Origin of the sequence: Streptomyces sp. C1-1, assembly GCF_050214755.1 — a bacterium.
In the GTDB taxonomy this organism is placed as follows: domain Bacteria; phylum Actinomycetota; class Actinomycetes; order Streptomycetales; family Streptomycetaceae; genus Streptomyces.
The window spans coordinates 2,284,557-2,309,942 of record NZ_CP189826.1 but is presented as its reverse complement, the minus strand read 5'-3'; the positions used below and the strand labels follow the sequence as shown (position 1 = coordinate 2,309,942).

Genomic DNA, 25,386 nt, shown 5'->3' with positions numbered 1-25,386 from the left:
GACGTCGATGAACCGTGTCGCACGCGCGTTCTGGCTGGATCGCCCGGGCGAGGGCCGGATACGGGACGTCGAACTGCCGGAACCCGCGGGGGACGAGGTGCTGGTGCGCTCGCTGTTCTCCGGAGTGAGCCGTGGGACGGAGACGCTCGTCTTCCGGGGCGGAGTCCCCGAGAGCCAGCACGCGGCCATGCGGGCCCCCTTCCAGGAAGGCGACTTCCCGGCCCCCGTGAAGTACGGCTACCTCAACGTGGGAGTGGTGGAGGAGGGACCCGACGGGCTGGCCGGGCGGACCGTGTTCTGCCTCTACCCGCACCAGACCCGGTACGTCGTACCCGCCAGCGCCGTCACCGTCGTCCCCGACACCGTGCCCGCCGAGCGCGCCGTCCTCGCCGGCACCATGGAGACCGCCGTCAACGCCCTCTGGGACGCCGCGCCCCTGATCGGCGACCGGATCGCCGTCGTGGGCGGCGGCATGGTCGGCTGCTCGGTGGCCGCGCTGCTCGCGCGCTTCCCGGGCGCCAAGGTGCAGCTCGTGGACGCCGATCCCGCCCGCGCCAAGGTCGCCCAGGCCCTCGGCGTCGACTTCGCCCTGCCCTCGGACGCCCACGGCGAGCGGGACCTCGTCGTGCACGCCAGCGCCACCGAGCAGGGGCTCGCCCGCTCCCTCGAACTGCTCACCGCCGAGGGCACGGTGATCGAACTCAGCTGGTACGGCGACCGGAAGGTCTCCCTCCCGCTCGGCGAGGCCTTCCACTCCCGGCGGCTCGTCATCCGCTCCAGCCAGGTCGGTACCGTCTCCCCCCGGCGCGCCGGGCGGAGCTACGCCGACCGGCTCGCCCTCGCCCTGGAACTGCTCGCCGACCCGGCGCTCGATGCCCTCGTCACCGGCGAGTCCGCCTTCGACGAACTGCCGGACCTGATGCCCAGGCTGGCCTCAGGGGAGCTGCCCGCGCTCTGCCACCGGATCCGGTACGAGGACACAGTCTGACGCAGTCGTCCAATCCGGGACGACTTTCGGGGCCGGGCAAGACCGCCTGACCTGAGAAAAGAGTGAGGGACGGCTGAACGCGGGCAACCGAAGAGCCGTACTACACGGCATCCCCCGGCGGCCGACTGCCGGGGGGCCAGACGCGCCGCACCTGGAGGGTCGTCCGTTGTTCAGTGTCACCGTCCGCGATCACATCATGATCGCCCACAGCTTCCGCGGCGAGGTCTTCGGACCCGCGCAGCGCCTGCACGGAGCGACGTTCCTGGTGGACGCCACCTTCCGGCGCGAGCAGCTGGACGACGACAACATCGTCGTCGACATCGGACTGGCCACCCAGGAACTCGGCGCCGTCGTCAGCGAGCTGAACTACAGAAACCTCGACAACGAACCCGAGTTCGCCGGGACCAACACCTCCACGGAGTTCCTGGCCAAGGTCATCGCCGACCGGCTCGCGGACCGCATCGAGAAGGGCGCCCTCGGCGAGGGCGCCAAGGGCATCGCCGGGATCACCGTCACCCTGCACGAGTCGCACATCGCCTGGGCGAGTTACGAGCGTGCCCTGTGACCGACGTGACCCTGGAGAAGACGGCGCATCCGGCACTCGGATACGTCCCCGTCCAGCACTCCGCGCTGAAGAACGCCGAGATCATCCCCATGTCCCTGCGCTCCGTGCACTTCGTGATGCCGGGCGGCGTCGACGACCCGGCGGCGCCGAGCGGCGGCAACGCCTACGACCGGCGCGTGAGCCTGGACCTGCCGGGCTTCGGCTGGCAGGTGCACAAGCACGCCGTGGCCGGGGAGTGGCCCCGGCCGGGGGCGGCGGCCCGCGCGGAACTCGCCCGCGTCCTGCGGGAGCTGCCGGACGGGACGGTCGTCCTGCTGGACGGACTGGTCGCCTGCGGGGTGCCCGAGATCGTCGTACCGGAGACGGAACGGCTCAGCCTCGCCGTGCTGGTGCATCTGCCGCTCGGTGACGAGACGGGCCTGGAGCCCGCGGTGGCCGCCGAGCTGGACGCCAAGGAGCGGGTCGTGCTGCGGGCCGTGCCCGCCGTGATCGCCACCAGCGACTGGGCGGTCCGCCGGCTCGTCTCCCACCACGGCCTCGCCCCCGAGCGGGTCCATGTCGCCGCCCCCGGCGCCGACATCGCGCCCCTGGCCTCCGGCACCGACGGGGTCTCGCGGCTGCTGTGCGTCGCCGCCGTCACCCCGCGCAAGGGCCAGCACCGGCTGGTGCAGGCGCTGGCGGCGGCGGCCGAACTGCCGTGGAGCTGCGTGTGCGTGGGCGGGCTCGGGCACGACCCGGAGTACGTCGCCGAGCTGCGGCAGCTCATCAGGGAGCACGGTCTTCAGGACCGCATCCACCTCGCCGGCCCGCAGGCCGGCGCCGAGCTCGACGCCAGCTACAACTCCGCCGACCTCATGGTCCTCACCTCCTACGCGGAGACGTACGGCATGGCCGTGACCGAGGCCCTCGCGCGCGGCATCCCCGTGCTCGCGACGGACGTCGGCGGCCTGCCCGAGGCGGTCGGCCGCGCCCCCGACGGCGGCGTGCCCGGCATTCTCGTGCCGCCGGAGGACCCCGCCGCCCTCGCCGCCGAACTGCGCGGCTGGTTCGGCGAGGCCGACGTACGGCGTCGGCTGAAGGCCGCGGCCCGGGGCCGGCGGGCCGCCCTGGACGGCTGGGCGACCACGGCCCGCAGCCTCGCCGGAGTACTGGGCCGGCTGCCGAGCGAGCCCGGGAGGGCGGCATGAACAGGACCGTACCGGCGCAGACCGGGGGGAAGGTCCCGGCGCAGCCGGGGCCGAGGGACATGCGGGAGACGGTGGGGGAGGGTCGGCAGATGGTGACACGGACGGCGGATGTGCCCACGGAGGCCGGGGCACGCGAGGCGAAGGCGGTGGGTTCCGTGGCGCAGGGCACGCAGGGCACGGACGGCCCCGGAGCGGGCGGCGGTCTCGCGGCCGGAGGTTCGCCGGGCACAGGCCCGACGGCGCTCGGCGCCGGTTCCGTGATCCCCGGAGCCGGTCCCGCCCGGCCCGGCGAGCGCGCCACCGTACGCCTGCGCGAGACCGGGCCGGACGAGCCCCCGCGCTACGCCCCCGAGTGGCTGGAGCTGCGCGAACCCGCCGACGCCGCCGCGCGCTCGCACGACCTGCTGGACACGCTGCGCATCCGGCTCGCCAACCTGCCGGGCAAGGCCGGGCTGGTCATCCACGACCTGGGCTGCGGCACCGGCTCGATGGGCCGCTGGCTGGCCTCCCGCCTCGACGGCGCCCAGCACTGGGTCCTGCACGACCGCGACCCGTACCTGCTGCACTTCGCCGCCGTCGCCTCGCCGCGGTCCGCCGCCGACGGCAGCAGGGTCTCGGTGGAGACCCGCCGCGGTGACATCGCCCGGCTCACCGCCGACGGTCTGGCCGGCGCCTCCCTGGTGACCGCCTCCGCTCTTCTCGACGTCCTCACCCGCGAGGAGCTGGAGACGCTGGCCGACGCCTGCACGGGGGCGGGCTGCCCGGCCCTGCTGACGCTCTCCGTCGCCGGCCGCGTCGAACTCTCCCCGTCCGACCCGATGGACGCGGAGATCACCGAGGCGTTCAACGCCCACCAGCGCCGCGACGGCATGCTCGGCCCGGACGCGGTCAACATCGCCTGCGAGGCCTTCTCGGAACGGGGCGCCACGGTACGCGTCAACCCGAGCCCCTGGCGGCTCGGCCCCGGCGAGGCCGAGCTGACGGCCCAGTGGCTGCGCGGCTGGGTCGGCGCGGCCGTGGAGGAACGTCCCGAGCTGGCAGCGCGTGCAGAACGGTATCTGCGCGACCGCCTGGCCGCCTGCGAGGCCGGCGAACTGCACGTCACCGTCCACCACAGCGACCTCCTGGCGATGTCCCGCCCGACGGGCGGGGCGTCATGAGCGTGGAGACGGTGAGGACACCGGTGAGCCCTCGCGCCGAGGGCGCCGTCGTGTCGGCGGCTGCCGGGGCCGCTTCCGTCGTGGTCGAGGTGTGGGACGACGGGGCCGCCTGTCTCGCGGCGCGGGAGTCGGCCCTGCGGGCGCGGGCCGACGAGCTCGCCCTCACCGACGAGCGCGCCGCGGCCGCAAAGGGCACGCCCCGGTGGCGGGCCGCCCTGGCCCGGCTCAACTCCCCGCTGCTGCGCCGCCACTTCGGGACCGTCGCGGGTGTCGTCATCCTCGGGGCCCTGCTGTGGCATCTCGGTACCGGTGTGCTGCTGGACGGGCTGCGGCGGATCGACGCGACGACGCTGGTGCTGGCGCTCGTGACCGGGGTGGTCACCACCGTGCTCAGCGCCTGGCGCTGGGCGCTGGTGGCCCGGAGCCTGAAGATGCGGCTCCCGCTCGGGGCGGCCGTCGCCGACTACTACCGCGCGCTGTTCCTGAACGCCGCCCTGCCCGGCGGTGTCCTCGGGGACGTGCACCGGGCGGTGCGGCACGGCAAGGACGCCGGTGACCTCGGCCGCGGCGTACGCTCGGTCGTCCTCGAACGGGTCGCCGGACAGATCGCGCTGACCGTCGTCGGCACCGCGGTGCTGCTGACGATGCCGTCCCCCGTGCGCGCCGAGGTCCGCAACTTCGCCCCGCCGGTCCTGCTCGCCGCGGTCGGCGCGCTGGCCGTCGTCCTGGCGCTGCGGATGAACCGTACGGCCGGCTCCCGTCGCGGCCGCGCCCTGCGCGCGACCCTCGCGGAGGCGCGCGAGGGACTGCTCTCCCGCCGCAACGGACCCGGCGTCGCCGTCTCCTCGCTGCTCGTCCTCGCCGGTCACATCGGGATGTTCGTGCTCGCCGCCCGGGTCGCCGGCTCCCCGGCGTCCGTCGCCGCGCTGATCCCGCTCGCGGTGCTGGCACTGGTCGCCATGGGGCTGCCGCTGAACGTCGGCGGTTTCGGCCCCCGGGAGGGCGTCACCGCCTGGGCGTTCGGCGCGGCCGGACTGGGTGCGAGCAGCGGCGTGGCGGTCGCCGTCGTGTACGGCGTCCTCAGCTTCGTCGCCGCCCTGCCGGGCGCGGTCGTTCTCGTCGCCCGCTGGTACACGGGGCTGCGGGCGGGTTCCGGGACGGTCCCGGAACCCGGCGCCGGCTATTCGTCCCCGTCCTCCGAGGTGAGGAGCGAGAAATACGCGCCGAAGGAATCAGCGAGGCTCGCCAGCAGTTCCTTCCCCTTTTCCGCGGAACCCAGCGAAGGCCGTCCGATGACTCCCGAATCGGTATAGCCGGACATCCCGAGGGTGAGCAGATGGCGACGGTCGTCGGCGACGAAATCGGAGGTCTCGTAACCGGGCCGGAGAAATTCCGGGTGGGCGTGCAGAAGGATGGAGGTCTCGATTTCTCCCGCGTGCATGTCGGTCAGCAGCGAGGTGGTCACCCCCGCCCGCTGCCGCGCCGCCTCCCAGTCCTCCGCGGCCGGGAAGAGCGCCATACGCTCGCCGCGGGCGGAGGATTCCTGAACGACGTTGCCCAGCACGTAGTTTCCGCCGTGCCCGTTGACCACCACCAGGGCGTCGACGCCGGAGCGGCGCAGGGACTGCGCGATGTCACTCACCACCGCATGAAGGGTCACAGAGGAGATGCTGACGGTCCCGGGCCAGCCCGCGTGCTCGTGCGAGCAGGAGATCGTGACCGGCGGGAGGAGGTGCACCGGGTACGCCGCGGCGATCTCCCGGGCCACTGCACAGGCGACCAGCGTGTCGGTCGCCAGCGGAAGGAACGGACCGTGCTGTTCGAAGCTCCCCACCGGAAGGACCGCGACCTGTGTTGAGACACCCGCCGCCCTGGTCCGTACCTCTTCCGTAGTGTCCGCCGGCACCAGCCCGTCCGCCGCCGTACGCGCGCCCGAACCACTCATTTCTTCACGGCCTTTCGTCTCTGCTTAGGAATCGAATCATGACAGATAAAATCGGGGTACTCGGCAAGAAGACCGCGAAGCGCACCGGTGTGGAACGCATAGTGAATGCCCCGCTGCCCACGGTGTACGGACAATTCCGGGCGGTCGGTTACATCGATCACGATCGCGGTGACGAACAAGTCGCCCTCGTCCACGGTGAGATCGGCACGGACGATGTCCTGACCCGGCTGCATTCCGAGTGCCTGACGGGTGACGCGTTCGGCTCCCAGCACTGCGAGTGCGGCGACCAGCTGGCGTCCGCGCTGAAGGCCGTGGTCGCCGAAGGCAGCGGCATTGTCGTCTACTTGCGGGGCCACGAGGGCCGCGGGATCGGTCTTCTCGCCAAGCTGCGCGCGATGGCCCTGCAGGCGGAGGGCCTGGACACGGTCGAGGCCAACCTCGCGCTCGGGCTGCCGGTGGACGCCCGCGACTACGGGGTCGCCGCCGGCATCCTGCACGACCTGGGCGTCAACTCCGTGCGCCTGATGTCCAACAACCCGCGCAAGCGCGAGGCGTTGGTGGAGCACGGCATCGAAGTCGCCGAGACCGTGCCCCTGTTGATCCCGCCGTGCGAGAGCAACATCACCTACCTGCGCACCAAGCGGGAACGGCTCGACCACGTGCTGCCGCACCTGGACGCCCTGGCCCACCTGTCCTGAACCCGCGCTTACGGGCCGGCGAGCGGGGACAGGAAGAGGGACGATCCGACATTCCTGGGAGGCTCGCCGGTGAACACGCAGGCCAGTGCCGTCGTCATCGGCGGCGGGGTGATGGGCGCGAGCATCGCCTACCACCTCGCCGCCGCCGGTGTCCGCGACGTCGTCCTCGTCGAACGCGACGAACTCGCCTCCGGATCCACGTCGAGAGCGGCCGGCGGAGTGCGGGCGCAGTTCTCCGACGAGCTGAACATCCAGCTCGGTGCGCGCAGCCTGGAGGCGTTCGGCCGCTTCGACGAGGAGATCGGGTACGACATCGGGCTGCACCGCGTCGGCTACCTGTTCCTGCTGTCGACGCCGCAGGAGGTCGCCTCCTTCGAGCGCAGCGTCGAGCTGCAGAACTCCCTGGGTGTGCCCAGTCGCATGATCACACCGGAGGAGGCCCGCAGGCTCTCCCCGTTGATCGTCACCGACGGTCTGCTCGCCGCCGCGTTCTCCCCGGACGACGGCCACTGCACCCCCGAAACGGTCGTCCACGGCTACGCCTCCGCCGCCCGCACCCTCGGCGCCCGCGTCCTGCGGCACACCGAGGTCACCGGCATCGAGCTGCGCGGCGACCGGATCACCGCCGTGTCCACGACCCTGGGCCGCGTCGCGACCGACACGGTGATCTGCGCGGCCGGCCCCTGGTCGCGGGCGGTCGGCGCGATGGCCGGCGTCGACCTGCCGGTGGTGCCGCTGCGCCGCCAGATCGCGGTCACCGAACCCCTCGCCGAGCCGCGTCCCGACCTGCCCATGACGATCGACTTCACCACCAGCCTCTACTTCCACGCCGAGGGTCCCGGTCTCCTCCTGGGGATGTCCGACCCCGAGGAGCGGCCCGGCTTCGCCACCGACACCCACGACCGCTGGATCCCCGCCCTGTACGCGGCCATGCAGCGCCGCGCCCCGGCCCTGCTCGACCTGCGCCGCACGGGCGGCTGGGCGGGCCTGTACGAGATCACCCCCGACCACAACGCGCTGATCGGCGAGGCCACTTCGGTCTCCCGCTTCCTCTACGCCACCGGCTTCTCCGGGCACGGCTTCCTGCAGGGGCCCGCCGTCGGCGAGGTGATCCGCGACCTGTACCTGGGCCGCGTACCCTTCGTGGACGTCCGCCCCTTGAGCGCCGACCGCTTCGCGGCCGACGCCCCGCGCCCGGAGGCCAATCTCGTATGACCGAGCTCCACCTGTGGCTGCGCCACGAGGCCCGTACGACCGAACGCCGCACGCCGCTCGTGCCGTCCGACGCCCGGCGGCTCGTCGAGGCGGGGGTGACGCTGACGGTGGAGGAGTCCCCGCAGCGGATCTTCCCGATCGAGGAGTACGAGGCGGCGGGTTGCGGCGTGGCGTCCGCGGGTTCGTGGGTGTCGGCGCCGGCCGACGCCGTCGTCCTCGGACTGAAGGAACTCCCGGACGAGCCGGGCGCGTTGCCGCACCGCCACATCTTCTTCGGGCACGCCTACAAGCGGCAGCCGGGAGCCGAGGCCCTGCTGCGGCGCTTCGCCGCCGGGGGAGGGGCCCTGCTCGACCTGGAGTACCTGGTCGACGACGACGGCCGTCGCCTCGCGGCCTTCGGTTTCTGGGCGGGCTACCTGGGCGCCGCCCTGGCCGTCCTCCAGCACCGCGGAAGGCTGGCCGCCCCCCTCACACCGGGGTCGAAGGAGGAACTGGACGACAGGCTCCGGCGGGCCGACGGCGACGAGGACTTCACCGCGCTGGTGATCGGCGCCCTGGGCCGCAGCGGCCGCGGCGCGCGGGTCGCCCTCCAGGTCGCCGGGATCGACCCGACCTGCTGGGACCTCGCCGAGACCCGTGCCCTGGACCGCCCCGCCCTGCTCGCCCACGACGTCATGGTGAACGCGGTCCTCGCCACCTCGCCGGTCCCGCCCTTCCTGCGCGAGCAGGACCTCGACGACCCCGCCCGCCGCCTGCGCACCCTGTGCGACGTCACCTGCGACGTCGGCTCGCCGCTGAACGTCCTGCCGGTCTACGACCGCACCACGGACTGGGACGAGCCGGTCCGCCGGCTGCGCAAGGAACCCCCGCTGGACCTCATCGCCATCGACAACCTGCCCTCCCTGCTGCCGCGGGAGTCCAGCACGGACTTCTCGTCCGCGCTGGTGCTTCAGCTGCTGGAGTTCTCCGTCGGCGGCCCGTGGGGACGCTGTCTGGACCGGTTCCACCAGGCCTGCCGGGAACTCGGCAGCACGGAAGGGGAGTCCGGCAATGGCTGAGCGGGTCACCGCGTCCGGCACCGTCCACTGGGTCGGCGCCGGGCTGTCCACGGGCAGCGGTCTGGCCCGGCTGTGCGAGACGGCCGGACGGGTGCGCCTGTGGCACCGTACCGAGCAGCGGGCAGCGGACGCCCTGGACCGCCTCGGGCTCGGCGCGCGCGCCGAACCCCGCGCCTACTCGCTCCCCGCGCTCACCGCCGAACTCGCGCCCGGCGACATCGTCGTGTCGATGCTGCCCGCGCCGGAGCACGCCGGAATCCTGGCCGCCTGCGTCGCGGGCGGCGCCCACTTCGCCTGCTCCAGCTACGTCTCGGACGCCGTCCTCGAACAGGTGCCCGCGGCCGGGCGGTCCGGCCTGGTCGTCCTGACCGAGGCCGGGCTCGACCCGGGCATCGACCACCTCTTCGCCCACAGCCTGGTCGCCCGCGCCGGTGCGGCCGTCGGCGCCGGCACCCCGGCGTCGTACACCTTCACCTCGTACTGCGGGGGCATACCCGCCGTCCCGAACGACTTCAGGTACCGCTTCAGCTGGGCCCCCGCCGGCGTCCTGGGCGCCCTGCGCTCGCCCGCCCGATACATCGAGGACGGGACCGAGACCACCGCCGACCGCCCGTGGGAGGCCACCCGCAGCCACGTCCTCGACGGGGAACCCTTCGAGGTCTACCCCAACCGCGACAGCGTGCCCTTCGTCGAGCAGTACGGGCTTCCGGCCGCCTGGCGGGCGCGGTCCTTCGTCCGCGGCACCCTGCGGCTCGACGGCTGGCTGCGGGCCTGGGACGCGGTGTTCGAGGAGCTGAAGGCCGGTGACGACGTGCGGATCGCCGCCCTGGCGCGGGAGTTGGCGGCCCGCCACCCGACGACGGACGCCGACCGCGACCGGGTCGTCCTGTCGGTGTCACTGGATGTGCGGGCGCAGGAGGGGGGTTGGTCGGGGAGCTACCTCCTCGACCTCGTGGGGGACGCGGAGGAGTCCGCCATGGCCCGCTGCGTGTCGCGCCCGCTGGCGTTGGGCGTCCGGCACATCCTGGACGGCGAGCTGCCGGCGGGGCTGAACCGGGCCGCCGGGACGGCGGCCCGGTCCGAGGAGTGGCTGGACGAACTGAGGGCGGAGGGAGTGGAGTTCTCCCTCCGCCTCGCTCCGTAGCCGGTCAGTCGGTGATCGCCTCGTGGACCAGGCGCTTGAGGTCCGGGACGATCCTCAGAGACGTCTTCGGGCGGACCTGCGTCATGAACTGGACGGTCAGGTCGTGGACGGGGTCGACCCAGAAGGTCGTCGTGGCGGCTCCGCTCCAGCCGTAGGCGCCGAGGGTCGAGGGGACCTGGGTGCGCTCGGGGTCGATGACGACCGAGACGCCGAGGCCGAAGCCGACGCCGTCGTTGTTGGGTTCGTCGTGGGCCGGGCGGGCGCCGAAGGAGCGCAGGTCCACGTCGCCCGGCAGGTGGTTCCTGGTCATCAGGTCCACCGTCCCGGGGGCCAGCAGGCGCACGCCGTCGAGCTCGCCCCGCCTGCGCAGCAGCTCCATGAAACGGTGCATGTCGTGCGCGGAGGCCACCATCCCGCCGCTGCCGGACAGCAGGCGGGGCCGCCCGCCGCGCAGCGGCAGCCCGGGGACCGGCTCGATGCCGCCGGAGTCCGTCTCGCCGTACAACTCCGCGAGCCTCGGCGCCTGTTCGTCGGTGACCTGGAAGCCGGCGTCGGACATGCCGAGCGGGCCGAGGATGCGCTCGGCGAAGAACACGTCGAGCGACTGCCCGCTCACCACCTCGATCACCCGGCCGAGGACGTTGGTGGCGACCGAGTAGTTCCACTGCGTCCCGGGCTCGAACTGCAGCGGCAGGCTCGCGTACACGTCGACCGTCTGCGCCAGGTCGGTGCCCGGCACGACCGAGGACTCGAGGCCGGCCGCGCGGTAGAGGGCGTCGACCGGGTGGGAGCGGTAGAAGGCGAAGGTGAGGCCCGCGGTGTGGGTCAACAGGTGCCTGATCAGGACAGGACCGTGGGCCGGGCGGGTCCGTATGTCGGCGCCGGAGCCGCTCTCGTACACCTGAGGGTCCGCGAAGGCCGGCAGATGGCGGGCGACCGGGTCGTCCAGCGACAGCCGTCCCTCCTCCACCAGCATCAGCGCGGCGACCGAGGTGACCGGCTTCGTCATGGAGTAGATCCGCCACAGCGTGTCGTGCTCGACCGGCAGTCCGGCCGCGACGTCGCGGCGGCCGAGCAGGGTGAGATGGGCGACGCGTCCGCCGCGGGCCACGGCCACCAGGAAGCCGGGCACGCGTCCCTCGTCGACGTGGTGGGCGAGGTGCTGGTCGAGGCGGTCCAGCGCCTTCGCGTCCAGCCCGACCTCGCTCGGGTCGACCTCTTGCCGCAGCTGTGCCATCGCTCTCCTCCGAAATGCGCTCGTCGAGGTGCCGGACGGGATATCCCGCATATCCCGCCGCCCTGACCTCAGACCTCATCGTCGCGCAGGAACACCGGTACGGTCCCCGGGTTGAGCAGGATTGATCATCAAGGCGGAACGTTCCGGCAGAGATCCGGCCACGACCGCGCCCACCACGGCCACGGCCGCCAGGACGATCAACGGCAGCCGCGCGCCACCCGCGTGCGATCCCATGAGGGTCGTCGCCACGGCCACGCCCAGCACCGGCCCGACGTTCATCGCCGTCTGCTTCAGCCCGCCCGCCACCCCGGCCGACTCGACGGCCGCCTGCCGTACGACGACGTGGGTGGCCGCCACCATCACCGTGCCGAAGCCGGCGCCCAGCAGCCCGAACCCGGTACAGAAGGCGAGGGTGGCCGTGGCGCGGTCCAGGACCGCGATCCCTCCGGCGAGCACGGCCATCGCCGCGACCGTCGTACGCCGGGCCCCGAACCGGCGCAGCAGCACCGCGCAGCACGGGGCGGCGAGGATCATCAGGCCCGCCAGCGGCAGGCCGAGCAGGGCCATGCGCAGCGGGGCGACGCCGAGGGTGTTCTGCAGCAGGAAGGTGGTGGTGAACAGGGTGCCCTGGAGGGCGGCCGACGCCAGGACCAGGACGCCGACCGCCCGGCCGACACCCGTCGAGCCGACGAGGTCCGGCGGCACCAGCGGACTCGCGGCCCGCCGCTCGTGCCGTACGAACCAGGTTCCCGCGGTGACGGCCAGCGCGAGTCCGGCACCGCTCGCCGGCGTCCAGCCCCGCTCCGGCAGGCCGACGAGGGCCTGAACCAGACTGGCCAAGGTCAGCGCGAGGAGCAGGGCACCGGGCAGGTCGAGGGCGGTGACCGGGCGGGGGGAGGGCGTGCCGAGGTCGGCCCTGTGCGGTCGTCGAGGGGAGGGCGTGCCGGGGTCGGCCCTGTGCGGTCGCCTCGCCCCGCCGCGGGAGGTGAGGGCCAGGGCGCCCAGGGTCAGTGTCGGTACGACGTTGAGGAAGAAGGCGGCGCGCCAGCCCGGGCCGGCCACCAGGCTCCCGCCCAGTACGGGGCCCGCCGCGGCCGCCAGCCCGATCGCACCGGTCCGTACGGCGATCGGCATCCGCAGCCGCTCCGGTGGGAACGCGTCCCGCAACATGCCGAGCGTGGTGGGCTGCAGCAGCGCCCCGAACACGCCCTGGACCACCCGCAGCGCGATCACCCATCCGATCCCGGGAGCCAGGCCGATACCCGCCGAGGCAGCCCCGAAGCCCAACATGCCGATGCCGAACAGCTGTTGGTGCCCGTACCGATCCCCGAGCCGTCCCGAGAACACCAACAGGCCGGCCACCGCGATGAGATAGCCCGTGCTCGTCCATTGGACCTGCGCGAACGAGGCGTCCAGGTCCCGCCGCAGGGTCGGCTGTACGACGGACAGGACCGTGCCGTCCAGGGCGACCACCACGGCTCCGACGACGCTGCCCGCCAGCGCCGGCACACGCCGCCCTCTCACGCCTCGGCCCCCAGGTGCGCGTCCAGCGCGGAGCGCAGCAGCGGCACGAAGTCCTCGGTTGCGGTGGCGAGTTGGAGGCTGCCCCAGCCCCAGAGCTGGGCGATGCCGTGCAGGTTCGCCCACAGCGCCCCCGCGACGACCCGGGCGTCCGCCTCGGGGCGGGCCCGGCCGACCAGCTCCACCAGCCTGCCGAACAGCGGCAGGCTGGTGTCCCGCAGGCCCAGGTGGCCGCTCTCCAACAGGTCGTGACGGAACATCAGCTCGTACATCCCGCGGTTGGCCAGCGCGAACTCCAGGTACACGCGCCCCAGTTCGGCCACCTGCTCGCGCGGCGACGGAGTACCGTCCCCGACCGCCGCCGCGGTCCGTTCGGCAAGTTCGGCGAACCCGCGCCGGGCGATGGCGGACAGGAGCTCGACGTGGGTGGGGAAGTAGCGCCGCGGCGCCCCGTGCGAGACCCCCGCCCGGCGCGCGATCTCCCGCAGGGTCAGCGCCTGCGCACCTTCCCGGGCGACCAGCTGCACACCGGCGTCGACGAGCCGGGCCCGCAGCCCCGCCTCCGGTCCGGACATTGACGACTCAGGCATGGACAGTGTCTACCAGCGATGGGTAGACACTGTCTACTCACGGTCCCCGGAAAAGGGGGAATGCGGTCCCGAGCCGGGTGGGTTGACCGGGATATGACTCAGGACACACTGCTCGAACTGCTGTCGGACCACCGCGGCGGCGTACTGGTCACCCTCAAGCGCGACGGCCGCCCCCAGCTGTCGAACGTCAGCCACCACTACGACCCGGACGAGCGGATCATCCGGATCTCCGTCACCGACGACCGGGCCAAGACCCGCAACCTGCGCCGCGACCCGCGGGTGTCGTACCACGTATCCAGCCCCGACCGCCGCGCCTACACCGTCGTCGAGGGCACCGCAGATCTCTCGCCCGTCGCCAAGGACCCGCACGACGACACGGTGGAGGAACTCATCCGCCACTACCGTGAGGTGCTGGGCGAGCACCCCGACTGGGACGACTACCGCGCCGCGATGGTGCGCGACGGCCGGCTGGTGCTGCGCCTGAGAGTGGAACGGGCCTACGGCATCCCGAAGGGTGCGAACCAGGGCTGACAAGGCCGCCGGGCATGGCCGGGAGGCGGGTCCTAGGTCCGTGGACGCAGACCGGATGTCGCATGGTCCGGCGATCACCCGCTGCCTAGGCTGCTCACGGAGACTTCGCAGCGCAAGGAGACCTCGATGCCCGTCAACGGCCGCAGCCACATCCGTGTCGCCCGCCCCTCGCGCGACCTCGCCGCCGCCGAGCGGTTCTGGGTGGGCGGACTCGGGCTGGGCGTCGTATGGCGGACCGAGGGCGGTGGCGAACCCGGCGAGCACGATCTGCTGATGGTGGGCTGGCCGGACGCCGGCTGGCACCTGGAGCTCGTCCACGAGTCCGCCGCCCCGGTCGAGCCGCGGCCCACCGAGGAGGACCTGCTCGTCGTCTACGTCGACGGGCCGGTCCCGGAGGACCTCGTGGCGCGGCTGGAGGAGCACGGAGGGAAACGGGTGCCGTCCCCCAACCCGTACTGGAACCGCTGGGGCGTCACCGTCGAGGACCCGGACGGCTACCGCCTGGTGCTGTGCGAACGCGGCTGGTCGAACAACTAGCCGCGCACGCGGGTCAGTTCCCCACGTAGGTGGCCAGGTGCTGTCCCGTCAGGGTGGAGCGTTCCGCCACCAGGTCGGCCGGGGTGCCCTCGAAGACGATCCGGCCGCCGTCGTGGCCGGCGCCGGGGCCGAGGTCGACGATCCAGTCGGCGTGGGCCATCACCGCCTGGTGGTGCTCGACCACGATGACCGACTTCCCGGCGTCCACGAGCCGGTCCAGCAGGCCGAGCAGTTGCTCGACGTCGGCCAGGTGCAGGCCCGCGGTCGGCTCGTCCAGGACGTAGACGCCGCCCTTGTCGCCCATGTGGGTGGCCAGCTTCAGACGTTGCCGCTCGCCGCCGGAGAGGGTGGTGAGGGGCTGGCCCAGGGTGAGGTAGCCGAGACCGACGTCGGCCAGGCGCGTCAGGATCCGGTGGGCGGCGGGGGTGCGCGCCTCGCCGGCCGCGAAGAACTCCTCCGCCTCGGCCACCGGCATCGCGAGCACCTCGCTGATGTCCCGGCCGCCGAAGCGGTACTCCAGCACCGACGCGTCGAACCGCTTGCCCTCGCAGTCCTCACAGGTGCTGGAGACACCGGCCATCATCCCCAGGTCGGTGTAGACGACGCCGGCGCCGTTGCACGTGGGGCACGCGCCCTCGGAGTTGGCGCTGAACAGGGCCGGCTTCACTCCGTTGGCCTTGGCGAACGCGCTGCGGATCGGGTCGAGGAGACCGGTGTACGTCGCCGGGTTGCTGCGCCTGGAGCCGCGGATCGGGCTCTGGTCGACCGCGACCACGCCCGCGTCGGCCGGGATCGACCCGTGCACGAGCGAGCTCTTGCCGGAACCGGCGACACCGGTGATCACGCACAGCACGCCCAGCGGGAGGTCGACGTCTACACCCTGGAGGTTGTGCGTCCGCGCGCCCCGGATCTCCAGCCGACCGGTCGCCTTGCGCACCGTGTCCTTCAGAGCCGCCCGATCGCCGATGTGGCGGCCGGTGATGGTGCCGCTGTCCCGCAGGCCCTCCACCGTGCCCTCGTAGCAGACCGTGCCGCCGCCCGTGCCGGCTCCGGGGCCGAGGTCGACGACGTGGTCGGCGATCGCGATGACCTCCGGCTTGTGCTCCACGACCAGGACCGTGTTGCCCTTGTCCCGCAGGCGCAGCAGCAGGTCGTTCATCCGCTGGATGTCGTGCGGGTGCAGCCCGATGGTCGGCTCGTCGAAGACGTACGTGACGTCGGTGAGGGAGGAGCCGAGGTGGCGGATCATCTTGACGCGCTGCGCCTCGCCGCCGGAGAGGGTGCCCGCCGGGCGGTCGAGGGAGAGGTAGCCGAGGCCGATCTCGGTGAACGAGTCGAGGGTCTGCTCCAGCGCGGTCAGCAGCGGCGCCACCGACGGTTCCTTCAGGCCGCGCACCCACTCGGCCAGGTCGCTGATCTGCATCGCGCAGGCGTCGGCGATGTTGATCCTCTTGATCCGTGCCGAGCGGGCGTGCTCGGCGAGCCGGGTGCCGTCGCACTCGGGGCACGTGGTGAAGGTGACCGCCCGTTCCACGAAGGCCCGGACGTGCGGCTGCATCGCCTCCTTGTCCTTGGCGAGCATCGACTTCTGGATGCGCGGGATCAGACCCTCGTAGGTCATGTTGATGCCCGCGATCTTCATGCGTACCGGTTCGTGGTGCAGCAGGTCGTGCAGTTCCTTCTTGGTGAACTTCCGGATCGGCTTGTCGGGGTCGAAGAAACCGGACTCCGCGTAGAGGCGGGAGTTCCAGCCGCCGCCGGTGTAGCCGGGGACGGTGAAGGCGCCCTCGTTGATCGACTTGGTGTCGTCGAAGAGCTGACCGAGGTCGAGGTCGGAGACCGCGCCGCGGCCCTCGCAGCGCGGGCACATGCCGCCGACCTTGTTGAAGGTGACCTTCTGGGCCTTCTTGGCGCCGCCCACCTTGATCGCGCCGGCCGCCGAGACCGAGGGGACGTTGAAGGCGAACGCGCCGGGCGGGCCGACGTAGGGCTTGCCCAGGCGGCTGAAGAGGATGCGCAGCATCGCGTTGGCGTCGGTGGCGGTGCCGACGGTGGAGCGGGGGTCGGCGCCCATGCGCTGCTGATCGACGCTGATCGCGGTGGTCAGGCCGTCGAGGACGTCCACCTCGGGGCGGGCCAGGGTCGGCATGAAGCCCTGCACGAAGGCGCTGTAGGTCTCGTTGATCAGCCGCTGCGACTCGGCGGCGATCGTGTCGAACACCAGGGAGCTCTTGCCGGAGCCGGAGACGCCGGTGAACACGGTCAGACGGCGCTTCGGGAGCTCGACGCTGACGTCCTTGAGATTGTTCTCGCGGGCACCGTGCACGCGGATCAGGTCATGGCTGTCGGCGGCGTGCTGCGAGGGTGCCGGGACCTTGCTCATCGTCTCTCCATCCGTAGCGCGGGTGACGCCCGTGACGGTCAGGCTAGGCGAGGCCCGGGAGCGGCGCTTCTCCATTCGTGACATCAGTACGTAGGCTCCGTGGGGTGATCAATGGCGCACACATGGTGATCCACTCCCGCGACGCCGAGGCGGACCGGCTCTTCCTCCGGGACGTCCTCGGCTGGGCGTACGTCGACGCCGGGCACGGCTGGCTGATCTTCGAGGCGCCGCCCACCGAGGTCGCCTGCCACCCGACCGAGGGCGAGCCCGCGCACGAACTGATGCTGATGTGCGACGACCTGGACGCGACCGTCGCCGAACTCACCCGGGCGGGCGTGGAGTTCACGCGTCCCGCGCGGGACGTCCGCTGGGGCCGGGTGACGGCTTTCCGGCTGCCTGGCGGCGGCGAGATCGCGCTGTACGAGCCGCGGCACCCGCGGCCGCGGGGAGCCGATGCCGTACGGGCCCCCGGGCCGTGACCTGACGGCGGACCCCCTGTCCCGCTCACGCAGGAGCCCCGGACTCCGGTGATCCGCGGAGTCCGGGGCTTCGGTGGCCCGAGGGGTCAGGCCGTCGCCGTCTCCCGCTGGGCCTGCTCCCCGGCCAGGCGCTCGCCCAGCCGTTCGGTGGGGACCTTGGCGGTCTCGCGGGCCGAGAGGGCGGCGATCACCGGCGGGACGCACAAGGCCGCGGTGAACAGGGCCACCGAGGACCAGTCACTGCCGTCGGGGCCCGCGATCTCGGCGGCGAAGGTGACCGCGAAACCGGCCACGGCGAAGCCGATCTGGGTGCCGATCGCCATGCCGGACAGCCGGACCCGGGTGGAGAACATCTCGCCGTAGAAGGACGGCCACACGCCGTTCGCGGCGCTGTAGACGACGCCGAAGGCGACGATGCCCAGTACCAGGGTCAGCGGGTAGTCACCCGTGGAGATCGCCCAGAGGTACCCGAACATCGCGACCGCGCTGCCCGCCGCGCCGATCAGGTACACCGGCCGGCGGCCGATGCGGTCCGACAGCGTCGCCCACAGCGGGATGGCCGCGAGCGCGACGAGGTTGGCGAGTGCTCCCACCCACAGCATCGAGGAGCGGGACATGCCGACGGAGTCGCTGGTGGCGTAGGCGAGGGCCCAGACCGTGAAGATCGTGGAGACCGAGGCGATCAGCGCGCCCGCGATCACCCTCAGCACATCCGCCCAGTGCTCGCGCAGCAGCACCACCAGCGGCAGCTTCACGACACCCTCGGAGGAGGCCGCCTGCCGAGTGAAGGCCGGCGTCTCCTCCAGCCTGCGGCGGATGACGTAGCCGACGGCCGCGACGCCGACGCTCGCCCAGAACGGGATCCGCCAGCCCCAGGACAGCAACTGGTCCTCGGGCAGGGCCGCGACGGGGATGAAGACCAGGGTGGCGATGAGCTGGCCGCCCTGGGTGCCGCTGAGCGTGAAGCTGGTGAAGAAGCCGCGCCGGTGTCCGGGGGCGTGTTCCAGGGTCATGGAGTTGGCGCTGGCCTGCTCGCCGGCGGCCGAGACGCCCTGCAGGACCCGGCACAGCACGAGCAGGACCGGTGCGAGCGCGCCGACCTGGGCGCGGGTGGGCAGGCAGCCGATCAGGAACGTCGACACGCCCATCAGGATCAGCGTGAAGACCATGATCTTCTTGCGGCCGAGCCGGTCGCCGAAGTGACCGAGGAAGAGCGCGCCGACCGGGCGGGCCGCGTACGCGACACCGAACGTGGCGAGCGACAGCAGGGTCGCGGTGGCGGGGTCGGACTCGTCGAAGAACACCTTCGGGAAGATCAGCGCTGCCGCGCTGCCGTAGATGAAGAAGTCGTAGTACTCCAGGGCGCTGCCGATCCAGGCGGCGGCGGCCGCCTTCTTCGGCTGCCCGACGGCTTCGGCGGGGACGGACGACACGGCGGTGCTCCTTCGGGGGGACTCCAGCGTAGGCGGAGTGAGCGGAGAGGGAAGGTGCCGCAGCCCTGGGGTGGCGGGGCGGCCGCGCCGGGCGCTACCCGGCTAATTAACGCACTGGATAGTTAGTAGCGGTTGTCCAGGGATGTTGCAGCCGCGTTTCCTGGGTGTCAAGGGGTTCCGTCGTGCGACCTCAGTCGGCGGTCCGCTCCGCCGTCAGGTAGGCGATCACCATGTCGCCCAGCATGGTGCGGTAGTGCTCGCGCCGGCCCGGGTCCACCAGGTCGCGGTCGAACAGGGCGCCGAAGGTCGCCCGGTTGGCGACCCGGAAGAAGCAGAACGAGCTGATCATCGCGTGCAGGTCGACCGCGTCGACGTCGGCCGTGAACAGGCCCGACTCCTGCCCGGCGGCCAGGATGCGGCGGATCACGTCGAGGGCGGGCGAGCCGATCCTGCCGAGCTTCTCGGAGGCGGCGATGTGCTCGGCGCCGTGGATGTTCTCGATGCTGACCAGGCGGATGAAGTCCGGGTGCTGCTCGTGGTGGTCGAAGGTCAGCTCCGCCAGGCGCCGGATCGCCGCGACCGGATCCAGGTGGTCGACGTCGAGCTGCTGCTCGGCCTCGCGGATCACGCCGTAGGCGCGCTCCAGGACGGCCGTGAAGAGCTGCTCCTTGCCGCCGAAGTAGTAGTAGATCATCCGCTTCGTGGTGCGGGTCCGGGCGGCGATCTCGTCGACCCGGGCGCCGTCGTAGCCGGCCCGCGCGAACTCCTGGGTCGCCACGTCGAGGATCTCGGCCTGGGTGCGGGCGGCGTCGCGGATCCGCCCGTTCGGTCGTGCCGGTTCGTCGACGCTGGTCATGGGGTTCCTTCGGGAGTGCGGCCGGTGCCGCAGATTCTAGAAGGCGGGCCGGGGATCGCCTGCGAGGTCTTCCCGGAAAGCGGCCCGGCTGATATAGCTAACGTACTGGTTCGTACATTAGCGTCTGGCTCAGGAGGACCGCGTGACCAAGGACTCGTATCTCGTCGGACTGATCGGCGCCGGTATAGGCCCCTCGCTCAGCCCGGCGCTGCACGAGCGGGAAGCGGACCGGCAGGGCCTGCGCTACCTGTACCGGCTCATCGACATCGACACCCTCGGTGTGCGGCCGGAGGCGGTCGGAGACCTGGTGCGGGCCGCCCGGGACCTCGGCTTCGACGGGCTGAACATCACGCACCCGTGCAAGCAACTGGTCATCGACCACCTCGACGCGCTCGCCCCGCAGGCCGAGGCGCTCGGCGCGGTCAACACCGTCGTCTTCGAGGACGGTCGCGCGACCGGCCACAACACCGACGTCACCGGCTTCGCCGCGTCCTTCGCCCGCGGGCTGCCGGACGTGCCGCTGGAGCGGGTCGTGCAGCTGGGCGCCGGCGGGGCGGGGGCGGCCGTCGCGCACGCCACGCTCACCCTCGGCGCCGGGCGGGTCACCGTCGTGGACGCGCTGGCCGACCGGGCGGCGGACCTCGCCGCCGCCCTCAACCGCCACTTCGGCGCCGGGCGCGCCGCCGCGGCCGCCCCCGACCGGCTGGCGGAGCTCCTCGACCGGGCCGACGGCGTCGTGCACGCCACGCCGACCGGCATGGCCGCCCACCCGGGCCTGCCCTTCGCCGCCGGACTGCTGCGCCCCGGACTGTGGGTGGCCGAGGTCGTCTACCGCCCGCTGGAGACCGAACTGCTGCGCACCGCACGCGCGTTGGGCTGCGCCACGCTGGACGGCGGCGGCATGGCCGTCTTCCAGGCGGCGGACGCCTTCCGCCTCTTCACCGGCCGTGAGCCCGACGCGGCACGCATGCTGCGGGACATCGGCGAACTCGCGGGCGCCGTCACCGCCGCGAACTGAAACGAGGTACCCCAAGGTGCGTACGTCCATCGCCACCGTCTCCCTCAGCGGCTCCCTCACGGAGAAGCTCACCGCGGCCTCCCGGGCCGGCTTCGACGGCGTCGAGATCTTCGAGAACGACCTGCTCGCGAGCCCGCTCACCCCCGAGGAGATCCGCGCCCGGTGCGCCGACCTCGGCCTCACCGTCGACCTCTACCAGCCCATGCGGGACATCGAGGCCGTACCGGAGGAGGAGTTCGCGCGGAACCTGCGCCGCGCCCGGCACAAGTTCGAGCTGATGCGGCGCCTCGGCGCCGACACGGTCCTCGTCTGCTCCAGCGTCCACCCGCTCGCGGTCGACGACGACGCCCTCGCCGCCGAGCACCTGAACCGGCTCGCCGCCCTGGCACAGGACTTCGGCGTCCGCGTCGCCTACGAGGCGCTCGCCTGGGGACGGCACGTCAGCACCTACGACCACGCCTGGCACGTCGTGGAGACGGCCGGCCACCCCGCACTGGGCACCTGCCTGGACAGCTTCCACATCCTCTCGCGCGGCTCGGACCCCAAGGGCATCGAGGACATCCCCGGCGAGAAGATCTTCTTCCTCCAGCTCGCGGACGCCCCGCTGCTCGCGATGGACGTCCTGCAGTGGAGCCGCCACTACCGCTGCTTCCCCGGCCAGGGCGGCTTCGACGTCGCCGGACTGGTGCGGCACGTGCTGCGCACGGGATACGACGGCCCGCTCTCCCTGGAGGTCTTCAACGACGTCTTCCGGCAGGCCGAGGCCGGCCCCACCGCCCTGGACGCCCACCGCTCGCTGCTCGTCCTGCAGGAGCGGGTCGGCGTGGCCGACCTGCCCGCCCCCGTCGTCCCGACCGGCGTCGCCTTCGCAGAACTGGTCACGCCCGACGCCGAGCCGGTCGCCGAAGTGCTCGGCGCCCTCGGCTTCACCCGCGGCGCCCGGCACCGCAGCAAGCCCGTCGACCTGTGGCAGCAGGGCGAGGCCCGCATCCTCGTCAACACCGGCACGGCCGTACGACGCGGCGACGGCACCGGGCTCGCCGCGATCGGCCTGGAGTCCCCGGACCCGGTCGGCGCCGCCCGCCGGGCCGAGGCGCTGCTCGCGCCGGTGCTGCCGCGCAGGCGGGCCGAACAGGACGCCCCCCTCGACGCCGTGGCGGCCCCCGACGGCACCGAACTCTTCTTCTGCGCCACCGACCGCCCCGGACTGCCCAACTGGCGGGCCGACTTCGAGGACACCGGACAGCGCGGCGAGGAGACCGGGGTGACCCGCATCGACCACCTCGCCCTCGTCCAGCCCTGGCACCACTTCGACGAGGCCGCCCTCTTCCACCGCGGCGTCCTCGGCCTGTCCGCCCAGGAGAGCGTGGACGTCGCCGATCCCTACGGCCTGCTGCGCAGCCGCGCGGTGACGGGCGACGGCGGCGGCGTCCGGATCGCCCTGTCGGTCGGCGCGGCACCGGACGACGACACCGTCCACGCCCAGCACATCGCCCTGGCGACCCCGGACGTGGTGGCGGCGGCCCGTCGCTTCCGGGCGGCGGGCGGCGCGCTGCTGCCGATGCCGGCCAACTACTACGACGACCTGGCCGCCCGGTTCGAGTTCGCCGACGGCGAGCTGGAGACGTATCGCGAGCTGGGCATCCTCTACGACCGTGACGTGTACGGGGAGTTCAAGCACTGCTACACCCGGACCGTGGGCCGCGTCTTCTTCGAACTGGTCCAGCGCGACGGCGGCTACCGCGGCTACGGCGCGGCCAACGCCCCCGTCCGCCTGGCCGCCCAGCACGCGGTGCGCCGGCTCACTGGCGGCTGACGCTCCTGGTCACGCCGGTGACGACGGTCGTCGCCAGGATCCAGCCGGTGATGATCAGGGTGTAGGCGAGGTACTGGTACCAGCCGTCCGGGGCGAAGGCGTCCTCCTGACCGAAGGAGATCACGGGCAGGAGCAGGTCGAGGCTGTAGAAGACGGGGTTGAAGTGCGGGGCCTCGGACGCCTTGAGGGGCCGGGGGTGGTGCGCGGCGAACGCGATGGAGCCGATCGCGAGCAGCGACAGCAGCCACACCGCCGCCCGCAGCGGACGGAAGCCGTAGCCGACGGTGACGTCCTGGACGTAGCCCCACAGGCGGCCGTACCAGGCGCGGGTGGTGCGCAGGCGGCGCTGTTTGGCGAGCTGGACCAGGCGGGCGGCGTAGTCGTCGCCGATGCGGCGGTAGGCGGCGGTCAGCTGCTCGTAGGCGTGGGGCTCGTACCGCGGGTCGCGCTCCAGCATCGGCAGGCGGCGCTCGGCGGGCTCGTGCGGGGTGAGGGTGGTGTAGGTGAGGTCGCTGAGGAAGACTCGTTCCGGCAGCACCCCCGGGTCGAGGTACAGGACGTCGAGGCGCGCGCGGCGCAGGTTGAGGATGCCCTCGACGGGTTCGCTCCTGCGCAGCCACAGCTCTCCGACGGTGCCGCTGCTGATGCGCAACGCCGTCCCGCCGGGGTTCGAGAGCCGGGAGAGGGTCAGTTCGAGCCGGCCCGGTATCCGGCAGCCGCGGAAGTCGATCCGCCCCTCGGCCCGCACCTGCCGCATCCGCACGTCGGAGCCGGCGTCGAGGGTCAGGGCGCTCAGCGCGGTGGCCCCGGGGTTGTGGAACCGCGCTCCCTCGAGGTTCACGGTGCCGGCGACGGCCGCCCCGTCGAGCTGCACCTGTCCCTCGGCCCGCATCCCGGGAGCCCACAGGTCGTCCCCGATCTCGGCGTGGTGCAGCCGCAGCACCGGCTCCGGGTCGTCCGGCGCCGACAGGCGTGCCCCTTCCAGGAACAGCGCACCGGAGATGTGGGCCCCGCCCAGCCGCACGGGCCCGGTGATCGTGCAGTCGGTCAGCCGCAGCACGCCCTCCACGCGCACGGTGGCCGCGATCAGGCCCGGCAGCGCCGAGTGGCTCAGGTTGAGCTGGCGGAACCGGGCGCCGTACAGCTCCGGAACCTCGTGGAAGTGGCAGTGGCTCAGCCGGACGGCGCAGTCGGTCGCGCCGTAGCGCAGGTCGAGGACCCCGGTGATCCGGGCCCCGGCCAGCTTGAGCGCCGCTATCTCCCCCGGCTCCTGCGGCCCGTTGAGCAGCAGGGCCCGCAACACGCTCGCCCGGACGGTCCGTTCGGGCCCCCACCGGGCGCCCTCCGCCGCGTCCTCGTCGTCCCCCGCGCGGAAGTCGACGGCCGTCCCCGTGGCGAAGGCCCGCCACACCCGCCGCTCGGCCGCCGTCAGCTCGTTGATCTCCACAAACCGGGGACTCTAGTCACTCCCGGCCCGGGCCTCTACGGCAACGGCCCCGCTCCACCAGGGGTGTTGAGCGAGGCCGTCCACGTGATGCGGGCCTACGGCCGGGTGTTCCACTCGGCGATGACCGGGTGCCCGTGCTCGGTGGACAGCCGGCCGACCGTGCCGGTCGCCAGCTGGAACAGCCGGCCATCCGCCGGGGACAGCCCCAGCCGGCGTGCCGTCAGCACGCGCAGGAAGTGTCCGTGGGCGACCAGGATCACGTCGCCCGTGCTGTTCTGCAGTGCGGCGTCGACCCGGGCCAGCACCCGGTCGGCCCGCTCGCCGACCTCGGCCGGCGACTCGCCCGGGCGGCCTTCGCCGCCCGGCGGGACGCCGTGCAGCCACAGGTCCCAGTGCGGGCGGGTGCGGTGGATCTCGACGGTGGTGATGCCCTCGTAGGCGCCGTAGTTCCACTCGTGCAGGTTCGGCTCGACGGCCGTGCCGGTCAGGCCCGCCAGTTCGGCGGTCCGGACGGCGCGGGCCAGCGGGCTGGTGAGGGCGAGTGCGTACGTCCGCCGGGCGAGGAGCGGAGCGAGGGACTTGGCCTGCTCCTCACCGCGGTGGGTGAGGGGCAGGTCCGTGAAGCTGGTGTGCTGTCCCGAGGCGCTCCACTCGGTCTCGCCGTGACGGACCAGGAGTAGGTCACCCACGGCAGGCTACTTCGTCGACTCGACGGCGTGGCCGCCGAACTGGTTGCGCAGCGCGGCGATCATCTTCATCTGCGGCGAGTCGTCCTGGCGGGAGGAGAACCGCGCGAAGAGGGAGGCCGTGATCGCGGGCAGCGGCACCGCGTTGTCGATGGCCGCCTCGACCGTCCAGCGGCCCTCGCCGGAGTCCTGCGCGAAGCCCTTCAGCCTGTCCAGGTGCGGGTCCTCGCCGAGGGCGTTGACCGCGAGGTCCAGCAGCCAGGAGCGGATGACCGTGCCCTCCTGCCAGGAGCGGAAGACCTCGCTGACGTTGTCCACGGAGTCGACCTTCTCCAGCAGCTCCCAGCCCTCGGCGTAGGCCTGCATCATGGCGTACTCGATGCCGTTGTGGACCATCTTGGAGAAGTGCCCGGCGCCGACCTTGCCCGCGTGGACATAGCCGTAGGGGCCCTCCGGCTTGAGCGCCTCGAAGATCGGCTGGAGCCGCTCGACGTGCTCCTTGTCGCCGCCGACCATGAGCGCGTAGCCGTTCTGGAGGCCCCACACGCCGCCGGAGACGCCAGCGTCGACGAAGCCGATGCCCTTGGCGCCGAGTTCGGCGGCGTGCTTCTCGTCGTCCGTCCAGCGGGAGTTGCCGCCGTCCACGACGGTGTCGCCGGGGGAGAGGAGGTCTCCCAGCTCGTCCACCACCGACTGGGTCGGGCCGCCGGCCGGGACCATCACCCAGACCACGCGGGGGGCTTCGAGCTTGTCGACCAGATCGGCGAGGCTCGCCGCGTCGGAGAGCTCGGGATTGCGGTCGTAGCCGATGACGGTGTGGCCGGCGCGGCGGATCCGCTCGCGCATGTTGCCGCCCATCTTGCCGAGACCGATGAGGCCCAGCTGCATCGCT

23 protein-coding genes and 1 pseudogene are annotated in these 25,386 nt (G+C 72.7%); 14 read left to right on the top strand and 10 right to left on the bottom strand.

Going from position 1 to position 25,386, the window contains the following annotated elements; all coding sequences use genetic code 11:
* Window positions 1-7: 7 nt before the first annotated feature.
* The 5 genes and pseudogenes from ACQF4J_RS10555 to ACQF4J_RS10535 form a co-directional block, all read left to right on the top strand.
* On the top strand, window positions 8-988 hold the full coding sequence (locus ACQF4J_RS10555; protein ID WP_351805820.1) for a zinc-dependent alcohol dehydrogenase: 981 nt from the start codon (window positions 8-10) through the stop codon (window positions 986-988).
* 166 nt (window positions 989-1,154) lie between these two features.
* A complete protein-coding gene (locus tag ACQF4J_RS10550) occupies window positions 1,155-1,553 on the top strand; it encodes a 6-pyruvoyl trahydropterin synthase family protein (protein ID WP_142144147.1) in 399 nt (132 codons plus the stop codon).
* A complete protein-coding gene (locus ACQF4J_RS10545; protein WP_351805818.1) occupies window positions 1,550-2,740 on the top strand; it encodes a glycosyltransferase family 4 protein in 1,191 nt (396 codons plus the stop codon). The genes ACQF4J_RS10550 and ACQF4J_RS10545 overlap by 4 nt, the downstream gene beginning before the upstream one ends.
* Window positions 2,737-3,900, top strand: coding sequence for a class I SAM-dependent methyltransferase (locus ACQF4J_RS10540; RefSeq protein ID WP_351572008.1), 1,164 nt, complete (start codon window positions 2,737-2,739; stop codon window positions 3,898-3,900). The genes ACQF4J_RS10545 and ACQF4J_RS10540 overlap by 4 nt, the downstream gene beginning before the upstream one ends.
* Window positions 3,897-4,994, top strand: a pseudogene (locus ACQF4J_RS10535) (lysylphosphatidylglycerol synthase transmembrane domain-containing protein); the annotation flags it as partial. The gene ACQF4J_RS10540 and the pseudogene ACQF4J_RS10535, both read left to right, overlap by 4 nt.
* An 86-nt stretch (window positions 4,995-5,080) precedes the next feature.
* Here ACQF4J_RS10535 and ACQF4J_RS10530 read toward each other — a convergent pair.
* Window positions 5,081-5,845 carry a creatininase family protein gene (locus tag ACQF4J_RS10530; RefSeq protein WP_351805816.1) on the bottom strand — a complete coding sequence of 255 codons (765 nt, stop codon included), beginning with the start codon at window positions 5,843-5,845 and terminating at the stop codon, window positions 5,081-5,083.
* 38 nt (window positions 5,846-5,883) lie between these two features.
* Between ACQF4J_RS10530 and ribA the strand changes: the two genes are divergently transcribed.
* From ribA to ACQF4J_RS10510, 4 genes are all read left to right on the top strand, one after another.
* Complete coding sequence (ribA, locus tag ACQF4J_RS10525; RefSeq protein WP_142144155.1) at window positions 5,884-6,543, top strand: GTP cyclohydrolase II; 660 nt, start codon at window positions 5,884-5,886, stop codon at window positions 6,541-6,543.
* Between the two features lie 69 nt (window positions 6,544-6,612).
* Complete coding sequence (locus tag ACQF4J_RS10520; RefSeq protein WP_351572002.1) at window positions 6,613-7,758, top strand: NAD(P)/FAD-dependent oxidoreductase; 1,146 nt, start codon at window positions 6,613-6,615, stop codon at window positions 7,756-7,758.
* Complete coding sequence (locus tag ACQF4J_RS10515; protein ID WP_351571998.1) at window positions 7,755-8,816, top strand: saccharopine dehydrogenase; 1,062 nt, start codon at window positions 7,755-7,757, stop codon at window positions 8,814-8,816. Before ACQF4J_RS10520 ends, ACQF4J_RS10515 begins: the two co-directional genes overlap by 4 nt.
* The gene (locus tag ACQF4J_RS10510) at window positions 8,809-9,960 is read left to right on the top strand and encodes a saccharopine dehydrogenase family protein (RefSeq protein ID WP_351571992.1); all 1,152 of its coding nucleotides are present in this window, start codon (window positions 8,809-8,811) and stop codon (window positions 9,958-9,960) included. The genes ACQF4J_RS10515 and ACQF4J_RS10510 overlap by 8 nt, the downstream gene beginning before the upstream one ends.
* Before the next feature lie 4 nt (window positions 9,961-9,964).
* On the opposite strand, the gene ACQF4J_RS10505 is transcribed toward ACQF4J_RS10510, so the two are convergent.
* The 3 genes from ACQF4J_RS10505 to ACQF4J_RS10495 form a co-directional block, all read right to left on the bottom strand.
* Window positions 9,965-11,197, bottom strand: coding sequence for a serine hydrolase domain-containing protein (locus ACQF4J_RS10505; protein ID WP_427165518.1), 1,233 nt, complete (start codon window positions 11,195-11,197; stop codon window positions 9,965-9,967).
* 75 nt (window positions 11,198-11,272) lie between these two features.
* A complete protein-coding gene (locus ACQF4J_RS10500) occupies window positions 11,273-12,706 on the bottom strand; it encodes an MFS transporter (protein ID WP_427165517.1) in 1,434 nt (477 codons plus the stop codon).
* An 11-nt stretch (window positions 12,707-12,717) separates the two neighbouring features.
* Window positions 12,718-13,293: a TetR/AcrR family transcriptional regulator gene (locus ACQF4J_RS10495; protein WP_351805830.1), complete on the bottom strand. Its 576-nt coding sequence runs from the start codon at window positions 13,291-13,293 to the stop codon at window positions 12,718-12,720.
* Between the two features lie 108 nt (window positions 13,294-13,401).
* On the opposite strand from ACQF4J_RS10495, the gene ACQF4J_RS10490 reads away from it, so the two are divergent.
* Together ACQF4J_RS10490 and ACQF4J_RS10485 are read left to right on the top strand one after the other, a co-directional pair.
* Window positions 13,402-13,839, top strand: a complete 438-nt coding sequence (locus ACQF4J_RS10490; protein ID WP_427165516.1) for a PPOX class F420-dependent oxidoreductase — start codon at window positions 13,402-13,404, stop codon at window positions 13,837-13,839.
* A 126-nt stretch (window positions 13,840-13,965) separates the two neighbouring features.
* Window positions 13,966-14,376 carry a VOC family protein gene (locus tag ACQF4J_RS10485; RefSeq protein WP_427165515.1) on the top strand — a complete coding sequence of 137 codons (411 nt, stop codon included), beginning with the start codon at window positions 13,966-13,968 and terminating at the stop codon, window positions 14,374-14,376.
* A gap of 13 nt (window positions 14,377-14,389) precedes the next feature.
* Here the strand turns inward: ACQF4J_RS10485 and ACQF4J_RS10480 are convergent, their stop codons facing one another.
* Window positions 14,390-16,759: an excinuclease ABC subunit UvrA gene (locus ACQF4J_RS10480; RefSeq protein ID WP_351571980.1), complete on the bottom strand. Its 2,370-nt coding sequence runs from the start codon at window positions 16,757-16,759 to the stop codon at window positions 14,390-14,392.
* Window positions 16,760-16,863: 104 nt separating this feature from the next.
* Between ACQF4J_RS10480 and ACQF4J_RS10475 the strand changes: the two genes are divergently transcribed.
* Window positions 16,864-17,238: a VOC family protein gene (locus ACQF4J_RS10475; protein WP_427165514.1), complete on the top strand. Its 375-nt coding sequence runs from the start codon at window positions 16,864-16,866 to the stop codon at window positions 17,236-17,238.
* Window positions 17,239-17,324: 86 nt separating this feature from the next.
* Here ACQF4J_RS10475 and ACQF4J_RS10470 read toward each other — a convergent pair whose 3' ends face one another.
* Both ACQF4J_RS10470 and ACQF4J_RS10465 read right to left on the bottom strand, forming a co-directional pair.
* Window positions 17,325-18,671 carry an MFS transporter gene (locus ACQF4J_RS10470; RefSeq protein WP_427165513.1) on the bottom strand — a complete coding sequence of 449 codons (1,347 nt, stop codon included), beginning with the start codon at window positions 18,669-18,671 and terminating at the stop codon, window positions 17,325-17,327.
* A gap of 190 nt (window positions 18,672-18,861) precedes the next feature.
* Entirely contained in the window at window positions 18,862-19,527 is a 666-nt protein-coding gene (locus tag ACQF4J_RS10465) for a TetR/AcrR family transcriptional regulator (RefSeq protein WP_351571971.1), read from the bottom strand.
* Window positions 19,528-19,669: 142 nt separating this feature from the next.
* Here ACQF4J_RS10465 and ACQF4J_RS10460 point away from each other — a divergent pair, with 142 nt between their 5' ends.
* Both ACQF4J_RS10460 and ACQF4J_RS10455 read left to right on the top strand, forming a co-directional pair.
* Window positions 19,670-20,545, top strand: coding sequence for a shikimate dehydrogenase (locus ACQF4J_RS10460; protein ID WP_351571968.1), 876 nt, complete (start codon window positions 19,670-19,672; stop codon window positions 20,543-20,545).
* A 16-nt stretch (window positions 20,546-20,561) separates the two neighbouring features.
* Window positions 20,562-22,361: a TIM barrel protein gene (locus ACQF4J_RS10455; RefSeq protein WP_427165512.1), complete on the top strand. Its 1,800-nt coding sequence runs from the start codon at window positions 20,562-20,564 to the stop codon at window positions 22,359-22,361.
* Here ACQF4J_RS10455 and ACQF4J_RS10450 read toward each other — a convergent pair.
* The 3 genes from ACQF4J_RS10450 to gnd all read right to left on the bottom strand — a co-directional run bounded on the left by ACQF4J_RS10450 (window position 22,348) and on the right by gnd (window position 25,382).
* Window positions 22,348-23,808, bottom strand: coding sequence for a membrane-associated oxidoreductase (locus ACQF4J_RS10450; RefSeq protein WP_427165511.1), 1,461 nt, complete (start codon window positions 23,806-23,808; stop codon window positions 22,348-22,350). The genes ACQF4J_RS10455 and ACQF4J_RS10450 overlap by 14 nt on opposite strands.
* Window positions 23,809-23,903: 95 nt before the next feature.
* Window positions 23,904-24,497: a histidine phosphatase family protein gene (locus tag ACQF4J_RS10445; RefSeq protein WP_351571960.1), complete on the bottom strand. Its 594-nt coding sequence runs from the start codon at window positions 24,495-24,497 to the stop codon at window positions 23,904-23,906.
* Between the two features lie 6 nt (window positions 24,498-24,503).
* Window positions 24,504-25,382, bottom strand: coding sequence for a phosphogluconate dehydrogenase (NAD(+)-dependent, decarboxylating) (gene gnd, locus ACQF4J_RS10440; RefSeq protein ID WP_351572053.1), 879 nt, complete (start codon window positions 25,380-25,382; stop codon window positions 24,504-24,506).
* Between the last annotated feature and the right edge of the window lie 4 nt (window positions 25,383-25,386).

Bases quoted from the DNA above. Each gene is read 5' to 3' on its own strand.
- ACQF4J_RS10555 (WP_351805820.1), top strand. From the start codon at position 8: ATGAACCGTGTCGCACGCGCGTTCTGGCTGGATCGCCCGGGCGAGGGC.
- ACQF4J_RS10540 (WP_351572008.1), top strand. From the start codon at position 2,737: ATGAACAGGACCGTACCGGCGCAGACCGGGGGGAAGGTCCCGGCGCAG.
- ACQF4J_RS10530 (WP_351805816.1), bottom strand. From the start codon at position 5,845: ATGAGTGGTTCGGGCGCGCGTACGGCGGCGGACGGGCTGGTGCCGGCG.
- ribA (WP_142144155.1), top strand. From the start codon at position 5,884: ATGACAGATAAAATCGGGGTACTCGGCAAGAAGACCGCGAAGCGCACC.
- ACQF4J_RS10515 (WP_351571998.1), top strand. From the start codon at position 7,755: ATGACCGAGCTCCACCTGTGGCTGCGCCACGAGGCCCGTACGACCGAA.
- ACQF4J_RS10510 (WP_351571992.1), top strand. From the start codon at position 8,809: ATGGCTGAGCGGGTCACCGCGTCCGGCACCGTCCACTGGGTCGGCGCC.
- ACQF4J_RS10505 (WP_427165518.1), bottom strand. From the start codon at position 11,197: ATGGCACAGCTGCGGCAAGAGGTCGACCCGAGCGAGGTCGGGCTGGAC.
- ACQF4J_RS10495 (WP_351805830.1), bottom strand. From the start codon at position 13,293: ATGTCCGGACCGGAGGCGGGGCTGCGGGCCCGGCTCGTCGACGCCGGT.
- ACQF4J_RS10490 (WP_427165516.1), top strand. From the start codon at position 13,402: ATGACTCAGGACACACTGCTCGAACTGCTGTCGGACCACCGCGGCGGC.
- ACQF4J_RS10485 (WP_427165515.1), top strand. From the start codon at position 13,966: ATGCCCGTCAACGGCCGCAGCCACATCCGTGTCGCCCGCCCCTCGCGC.
- ACQF4J_RS10480 (WP_351571980.1), bottom strand. From the start codon at position 16,759: ATGAGCAAGGTCCCGGCACCCTCGCAGCACGCCGCCGACAGCCATGAC.
- ACQF4J_RS10465 (WP_351571971.1), bottom strand. From the start codon at position 19,527: ATGACCAGCGTCGACGAACCGGCACGACCGAACGGGCGGATCCGCGAC.
- gnd (WP_351572053.1), bottom strand. From the start codon at position 25,382: ATGCAGCTGGGCCTCATCGGTCTCGGCAAGATGGGCGGCAACATGCGC.